The 6,000-nt window shown below is 68.0% G+C and carries 5 protein-coding genes and 3 pseudogenes; 1 reads left to right on the forward strand and 7 read right to left on the reverse strand.

Annotated elements, in window-relative coordinates; all coding sequences use genetic code 11:
• Positions 1–273: 273 nt before the first annotated feature.
• The 4 genes and pseudogenes from ELQ39_RS01265 to ELQ39_RS01280 form a co-directional block, all read right to left on the reverse strand.
• Positions 274–1,409, reverse strand: a pseudogene (locus ELQ39_RS01265) (IS256 family transposase).
• A gap of 243 nt (positions 1,410–1,652) precedes the next feature.
• Positions 1,653–2,333, reverse strand: coding sequence for an SMI1/KNR4 family protein (locus ELQ39_RS01270; protein ID WP_242590359.1), 681 nt, complete (start codon positions 2,331–2,333; stop codon positions 1,653–1,655).
• Positions 2,330–2,506 (reverse strand): annotated as a pseudogene (locus tag ELQ39_RS01275) (transposase); the annotation flags it as partial. The gene ELQ39_RS01270 and the pseudogene ELQ39_RS01275, both read right to left, overlap by 4 nt.
• Before the next feature lie 45 nt (positions 2,507–2,551).
• Positions 2,552–3,103 (reverse strand): type 1 glutamine amidotransferase domain-containing protein, encoded by a 552-nt coding sequence (locus tag ELQ39_RS01280; RefSeq protein WP_337662985.1) that lies wholly within the window; start codon positions 3,101–3,103, stop codon positions 2,552–2,554.
• A 234-nt stretch (positions 3,104–3,337) separates the two neighbouring features.
• On the opposite strand from ELQ39_RS01280, the gene ELQ39_RS01285 reads away from it, so the two are divergent.
• Positions 3,338–4,645: a LysR family transcriptional regulator gene (locus tag ELQ39_RS01285; protein ID WP_242590661.1), complete on the forward strand. Its 1,308-nt coding sequence runs from the start codon at positions 3,338–3,340 to the stop codon at positions 4,643–4,645.
• 321 nt (positions 4,646–4,966) lie between these two features.
• On the opposite strand, the gene ELQ39_RS32620 is transcribed toward ELQ39_RS01285, so the two are convergent.
• The 3 genes and pseudogenes from ELQ39_RS32620 to ELQ39_RS32630 all read right to left on the reverse strand — a co-directional run.
• A complete protein-coding gene (locus ELQ39_RS32620) occupies positions 4,967–5,338 on the reverse strand; it encodes a helicase associated domain-containing protein (protein WP_443334318.1) in 372 nt (123 codons plus the stop codon).
• Positions 5,339–5,378: 40 nt separating this feature from the next.
• The gene (locus ELQ39_RS32625; protein ID WP_443334322.1) at positions 5,379–5,654 is read right to left on the reverse strand and encodes a hypothetical protein; all 276 of its coding nucleotides are present in this window, start codon (positions 5,652–5,654) and stop codon (positions 5,379–5,381) included.
• 130 nt (positions 5,655–5,784) lie between these two features.
• Positions 5,785–5,913 (reverse strand): annotated as a pseudogene (locus ELQ39_RS32630) (hypothetical protein); the annotation flags it as partial.
• Positions 5,914–6,000: the final 87 nt, after the last annotated feature.

Here is a 6,000-nt window from a genome sequence, read left to right on the forward strand (position 1 = left end):
TTCCGGTTCGGTGCATAGCCGCATGTCGTCCCGGAAGGCGTACCCCTCCGCCAGACGGGACCCGCTGACGGAGGGGACCGGTCGCCGATCACCGCTCGGTGACCACGACGCCGCTGATCTCCGGTCGGGCTCACTCTTATCTGAGGGGCCCGGCCGGAGAGCATTGAACCGCTCCGGGTCTGACGGAGGCTCTGATGCGCCCCTCGCGGCGGGACACCGGTCACGTCTGCTGGAGTGGTGTATCGACGGCCACTCGGTGATCTCGTTTTGAGGCTATGCGGTGAGTTCGGTGGGCAGGGCGGTGTCGTCGGTTTCTGACTCGATCGGGTGGAGTCGGGCCTTGGCGAGGAGCTCGCGGCCCATGTAGCGGCGGGCTTCGGTCCATTCGTCGTTCTTGGGGGTTGTTCGACCAGATCTGCCGCCAGATCTCCCTCGGGAAGGCGGTGAAGGCCAGCAGGTCGTGCTGGGCGGCGTCCAAGTGGGTCGCGGCCTTGGGAAACTTGGCCTCCAGCGCGTCCAGGACGTGCCGCATCTGTGCGTGGACCGCGCCGGTGTCGGGCTGTTCGAAGACCGTCCGCAGCAGCGTGGCCACCCAGGGCTGGGCCGACTTCGGGACCTGGCTCAGCAAATTCCTCGCGTAGTGGGTGCGACAGCGCTGCCACGACGCACCAGGCAGCACTGCGCCGATCGCATCCACCAGGCCGGTGTGGGCGTCGGAGATGACGAGCTGGACGCCGGACAGGCCGCGGGCGATCAAGGAGCGCAGGAAAGCGAGCCAGCCGGCGCCGTCCTCGGCGGTGGTGACGTCCAGACCGAGGATCTCGCGGTGGCCGTCGGCGTTGACACCAACCGCGATCAGCGCGTGGACGTTGATGATCCGGCCGCCCTCGCGGACCTTCTGAGTGAGCGCGTCGACCCAGACGAACGAGTAGGGGCCGGCGTCCAGGGGCCGGTTGCGGAAAGCTGCGACCTGCTCGTCCAGGTGCTTGGCCATCGCGCTGACCTGCGACTTCGGTAGCTGGGTGACGCCGAGGGACTCGGCGAGTTTTTCGACCCGGCGGGTGGAGACGCCGAGGAGGTAGGCGGTGGCGACCACCGAGATGAGTGCCTGTTCGGCCCGGCGGCGCTCGAGAAGCCAGTGTGGGAAGTAGCTGCCCTGCCTCAGCTTGGGAACGGCCAGTTCGACGGTCCCGGCGCGGGTGTCCCACTCGCGCGGGCGATAGCCGTTGCGATGATTGACGCGTTCCTCGCTGACCTGCCCGTATTCGGCGTTGCAGAGGGCCGTCGGCCTTGGCGGACATGAGGGCGTCGGCGAACGTCTTGATCATCGCGCGCAGCAGATCGGGACTCGCCGCAGCGAGATTCTCCTCGGCGAGGGCGTGCAGGGGCAGACTGTCGGGTGCGGTCATCGTGCTGATCTCCTTCGAGCTTCGACATCTCGAAGATCAGCCGGTGGCCGTTCTCATATCCGGGCCCTCACTCCGACGCCAGGACAAACGCCCGGATCAGGTGGGAACCCGTACACCACTTCCCAGGACGCAACCCCGCCCGGCTGCCGCCCACCGACACCGTGCGCGATCGTCCGCGGCCCGGCAGTCTCCGTGCTTGTCTGAGCGCCGGGCTCAAGATCGCCCTGGCAGACCCGGAGCGGTTCATAGTGAGGCGGTCGCATGGCGAGGGCCGTCGTGAGGGCCCTCCCCGAAGGTGTGACCGTCGGCGTCGTAGAGAAGCACTGGGTTGTCGACTGCGCTCAATGAGACATGCCATTCCATCGTGCAGCCGCCGTAGGCGAGAAAGAGCCACGATGGTGGCATGCCCTCTGACAGGTTGCGTTCGTGGACGCTGGCCGCGCACGGCCAGTCACGCCGCACGTGCCCGGGGGCCCGGTTGCCGTCGTTCAGGGAGGCAAGCCCGCCATCGGGTCCGAATCCTCCGTTGGCGACCTCGGTGTAGAGACGCCGAAGCAATTCGGGAAGACCGCGCCCGATTCTGTGCTCTGCCTTCTCGATGTCTGGCAGGCAGATCGGAGGGAACAGCGGCCCGCGAGGAGCGTCGGCGTAGTAGTCGGTCACCTCCTCGGTCTCGGCCCTGAGCTCAACCGTCCCGTCACTGCCATAGGAAACTACGCCGTTTCGTATCTGCTCCAACCGGTGCTTGCCATAACGCTCGATGATCCATGCGACAGGCGCGTCCGCGCGGTCGAATCGCAGGCCCGGATCCCATGCACGATCCTGCAGAGCTTTGATCAACGCGTCGTCGTCCGCCTCTTGCCTGGTCTCCGGGCTGGGCTCATGACGGAGTGGCGCAGGTACGCCGTGGGGAGAAGAGGTCACGCGTCAGGAGCCCACTGCTGCACGTCGACTGCCTTCAGAAGCCGTCTGAGGCAGATGATCGCGCAGGCGAGTTCGAGCATGCCTTGATGGAGGACGGCGCGTCGCTCGTAGCAGGTGCGGAGTCGTTTGAACTGGTGAAGCCAGGTGAAGGCGCGCTCGACCACCCACCTCTCGGTGGACGGGGCAAGCCGCTCCCGGCCCGGAGTGGCGCTTCCCGGTCAGGCGTCCGGCAGGGCCGCGAGGACCTGCTTGGCGGTGGTCACGCTGGACTGCGGGTTCTGCCCGGTAATCAGGTTGCCGTCGACGATCACGGTGTCGGACCAGGCCGCGCCGGTCCTGACGTCGGCGCCGCGCTGGGTGAGCCGGCTCTCCACCAGCCAGGGAGCCTGGTCGCCCAGTCCGCCCTGCTTCTCCTCCTCGTCGGTGAAGCCGGTCAGGCTTCGGCCGGCGAAGACGAAGGTGCCGTCCTCCTTCGTGGCGCTGAGCAGCCCGGCGACACCGTGGCACAGCGCGGCGATGACCTGTCCGCGGTGGTCGGCCTCGGCGAGCAGGGCGCCGAGGCGGGCGTCGTCGGCCAGGTCGGCCATCGGGGCGTGCCCGCCCGGCAGGTACAGGGCCTCGTAGTCGGCGGCGCGGACGGCGGCGAGGTCGAGCGGGGCCGCCAGGTCCGTGTTGATGGACTCCAGGTACGCCTGGAACCCGGCGGCGTCGGCAGCGTCGACAACCGCCGCGCTCGTCGAGCGAGATCGCGTCGACGGTGGGCCTGGCACCGCCCGGGGTGGCGATGCGCACGGTGTGACCCGCTTCCGTCAGCACCTTGTGCGAGGCGGTGACCTCCTCGGCCCAGTAACCGGTGGGATGAGTGCTGCCGTCGGCCAGGGTCAGGGTGTCGGCCGCCGAAATGATCATCAGGATCTTCGCCATGGGACACGTCCTCGATTCGGAAAGGAGATACAGGGTGATGTCCGGGAGGGACATCACCAGAGTGCATCGGGAAAGCAGGCATGGCACGTCGCTGCCATAAGCATGCTTATGTATTGTCACTTGACGTGAAGGACTTGGATCTGGTCGCCACCTTTCTGGAGATCTACCGCCGGGGCTCCCTGACAGGCGCCGCGAAGGCGCTCGGTGTGTCCCAGCCCGCCGTCAGCGGGCAGCTGGTGCGCCTGGAGGAACAGGTGGGCGGCGCCCTGTTCACCCGGTCCCGCAGCGGAGCCCGGCCGACACACCGGGCCCACGAACTGGCCCGCCGTGTCGGCCCCCACCTGGACGGCCTGCGCCACGCGCTCAGAAACGACGAGGCGGAAACCGCCCCGCGGGGAACCGTGCGGCTCGGAGCAGCGGCCGAATTCGCCACCGCCCGCCTGCTGCCGGCCCTCACCCCTCTGACCCACCACGGCCTGGAGCTGGCGTTCACCCTCGACCGGGCCGAACCGCTGCTCACCCTCCTCACCGAGGACCGACTCGACCTGGTGGTGTCCTCGATCCGGCCGCCGCTGACCATACGGGGACTGGCTGCGATGCCGTACGTCGATGAGGAATTCGTCCTGGTGGGCACACCCACCGCCGCCCGGTCCATCGACCCCGGCCACCTCGACGACGATCCGGTCTCCGCCCTCGCCCATCTCCCCCTGGTCGCCTACGCCGAGGAACTGCCCATCATCCGCCGGTATTGGCGAAGCGAGTTCGGCCGCAGGCCCCCCAACCAGGTGGCCGTCGTCGTCCCCGATCTCCGCGCGGTCCTGACTGCGGTGAACCGCCGACGCGGGCATCTCCGTCCTTCCCCGCTACCTGGCCGAACCCGCCCTCCACAGCGGCTCACTGGAACAGCTCCACCACAGCCCCGTCCCACCGCTCAACACCCTCTACCTCGTCACCCGCTCCGGCCCCCTCGCCCCGCCCGTCGACCACCTGCGAACGCGCCTCATCGACCACGCCACCACCTGGGGATCCCTGTAACTCCCGGACGACAACCGGACAATGAGACGGTATGGATGCGGGCCGCGGCGGCTCCCGGACGGGGCCCGCATGGTCCTTCAGTACATCCTGGAGCACGGCGTAGTTCCGCCCAGTCAGAACATCGAACGTCGCTGAACCGTAAAACATCCACCGCCTCGCTCCCCAGACGGCTTACACCTCTGACCTGCCAGAACATCACCCGGCGTGCACACAGCACCGGGCCCTGGGCCTTGAGATGCCCGGGGTCCGGTGCGATGTGTCGGCTTTGCGTCAGTGAGGTTGTGCCAGTCACGATTGAGCGAGGAAAGGGTGTTCCTGCTGCTCATCGGTTCGTGACTGGAGCTTGCCACTGACACAGCGGTGGTACTTCGTGATCTCGCGGCTGTCATGAGTCGGTACATCCCCAGTTGGATCACTGCCACGAAGACGGCACATCGCAGGTCGCGAACAGAGCCGCCCCGGAACGCTCTTGGCCTGGGTACGGATACTCATGTGCGTGCAGCGGACCCGGAGGACCGTGACGGAAGGTGCCCGGCCCGGGCCCAGGCCCCCGGGTGGAACGGAGCTGATCGGTCGCTCAGTCGTCCAGTAATCCAGCCGTCGTCACGGGCGCAGTCGTCCGGTCAGGTAGACGGCCGCGAGCGCGACGACGGCCGTGGTGACGACGACGCCCATCACATCCAGCGCATGCCGATGGCGGTCAGCTGCTCGATCCGCTCCGACGACAGGGTGGCGGCTCTGCTGCGCTGGTTGCTGATCCATGCTCCGAGCCGGACTTCTCGAACCTCCTGGTCCTCGCCACTGCCGCCGCCCTCATCGCCGTTGACGACGATCCGTTCGACGTGCTTCCTCGGCACACGCAGGTGTCCCTCGCGTTCGTAGAACTGGCGGGCGGCCTGGTAGTTCAACGCCCACTTGTCGGCCTGGCTACGGCGCTGCTTGGGCTGCTCGTCCTCGCCGGCGGGTTCGATCCCGAGTACGTGCTCGCACATCCACTTCTGGACGGTGGTGAGCTGTCCCAGCCGAGCCGGACGGAGCGCACCCACCGTCCGAAGTCTTCGCCCTGGTACACAATCTCGCCCGGCGTCATGGGCAGCGGGTGGCCAGCCCTGACAGGTGCATGCGGGTGAGGTGGAAGCAGCGCTGCCATTCCACCGACCAGCTCGGGCACCACGACGGGTCGATTGTCCTCCAACTGCTCGCGCCGCGTCTGCGACAGCGCGCCGGCCGACGACTGAGCCGGCAGGCCTTCAGCACGCCGTTGTTCGATCTCTGCCGCTTTGCGGCGGCGGCCCGCTGGTTCTTCAGCCAGATGCCTACCCGGTAGCCCTGGTAGGTGGCGTCGTCGGTCGGTGCCAGCAGGTGTCCGTTCTCCTCGGCCCACCCACGCGCGGCGGCGAGAACCTTCCTCCCACGCGACGTCGAAGTGCGACCAGATCATGCCGAGCTTCTCCAGGTGCTCGATGCGGTCCCGCTCGAGACGGCCGCGGGCGTGGAAGCGCCGGTTGTCGGCGATCCACTGCCCGAGCGGGAACCCGGCTAGCGTGGCCGGCCACCCCTGCGCCCTCCACCACTTGGTCCTGGTCGTTCCCGCCGGGTACCCGGTACGTGAACGGCACACTGAGGTCGCCCGTGCAGCCGCTGATAGATGACGGCGGCTCGATGCCAGCGCCGCCAGTGGGCGTGTTCGGGGTTGATCACCGCAGGT

Source organism: Streptomyces sp. GB4-14 (genome assembly GCF_022696125.1).
Classification (GTDB): domain Bacteria; phylum Actinomycetota; class Actinomycetes; order Streptomycetales; family Streptomycetaceae; genus Streptomyces; species Streptomyces werraensis.

What these genes read in the sequence shown, in the direction of transcription:
- ELQ39_RS01285 (WP_242590661.1), top strand. Translation starts at nt 3,338, where the DNA reads ATGGCACGTCGCTGCCATAAGCATGCTTATGTATTGTCACTTGACGTG.